A 1114-nucleotide genomic window follows, 5' to 3' on the forward strand; every position below is an offset into this window, starting at 1 on the left:
CCAATACGACGACTCGCATCGGATCGGCTGGTACCTCGGTGATGCCTCCACTGTGGCCGACGGGCCGGACCGAGCCCTCGACGCCGGTCGGATCCACCGGTGCCATGTCCGGGCACAATCCGACGGTCTCCCGGTCGTTGCCCACCACACCGGCGCCGGCGATGTTGGTCGTGCTCCGGACGATCGTCGACGCGTTGTCGGTGGAAGACGAGCTTCCCGAGCATCCGGCAACAAGGGCGAGCGCTCCGACGGCCAACACGACGGTTGCGGTGCGCACAGAAGACTGTTCGGTCAACAGCGGAGTTCCTAACGGGAGTGGGATGCCGTCACACCTTATCCACTGCGAGGTACATGCGCGGAAGTGCCTGGAGCGGACCGTGACGCAGGTTTGCGATGTCTTATCGAACTGTGCTCGGAATGTGCCTCATGCTGGTGCGACATCCCAATACGACACACGGTAGGACCGGTTCGGCGCTCGGCATTCGCACCGTCTACGATTCGATGAGCGCAAGACACCAGGACGTCCCACTTCTTGCAAGAGGGGTGGAACGCATCTTCAGGAGGATCAGTGACTGCCCTAGCGCCTAGGCCAACTCCCGCTGTTGCAGCGGTGAGGCCTTTTCCGCCGCGGATGGGACCGAAGGGTTCTTTTCTTCACAAGGCGGTGACGACGACTGATCCCAAGGTTCTGGGGATCATGTACATCGCGACGTCGTTCGGGTTCTTCCTGGTCGGTGGGTTGATGGCGTTGCTGATGCGTGCCGAGTTGGCCGTACCGGGAATGCAGTTCCTGTCCAACGAGCAGTACAACCAGCTGTTTACCATGCACGGCACGATCATGCTGCTGTTGTACGCGACGCCGATCGTGTTCGGATTCGCGAACTACATTCTTCCGCTGCAGATCGGTGCCCCGGATGTGGCGTTCCCGCGGTTGAACGCGTTCTCGTACTGGCTGTACCTGTTCGGTGCGTTGATCACCACGGCCGGCTTCATCACTCCCGGTGGTGCCGCCGACTTCGGATGGACCGCGTACACGCCGCTCACCTCGGCACTCCACTCGCCTGGCGTAGGTGCAGACCTGTGGATCATGGGTCTGGCCGTCGCCGGCCTGGGC

General features: G+C 62.2%; 1 protein-coding gene and 1 pseudogene. One reads left to right on the forward strand and one right to left on the reverse strand.

All coding sequences use genetic code 11. From position 1 onward, the window contains the following. A pseudogene (locus tag A2J03_RS15330) lies at positions 1–295 on the reverse strand (transporter); the annotation flags it as partial. Between the two features lie 273 nt (positions 296–568). Between A2J03_RS15330 and A2J03_RS15335 the strand changes: the two are divergent. Then, positions 569–1114: cbb3-type cytochrome c oxidase subunit I (locus A2J03_RS15335; protein ID WP_197480795.1), on the forward strand; the 546-nt coding region annotated here is incomplete at its 3' end.

Source organism: Rhodococcus sp. EPR-157 (assembly GCF_001647195.1).
Taxonomy (GTDB): Bacteria; Actinomycetota; Actinomycetes; order Mycobacteriales; family Mycobacteriaceae; genus Rhodococcoides.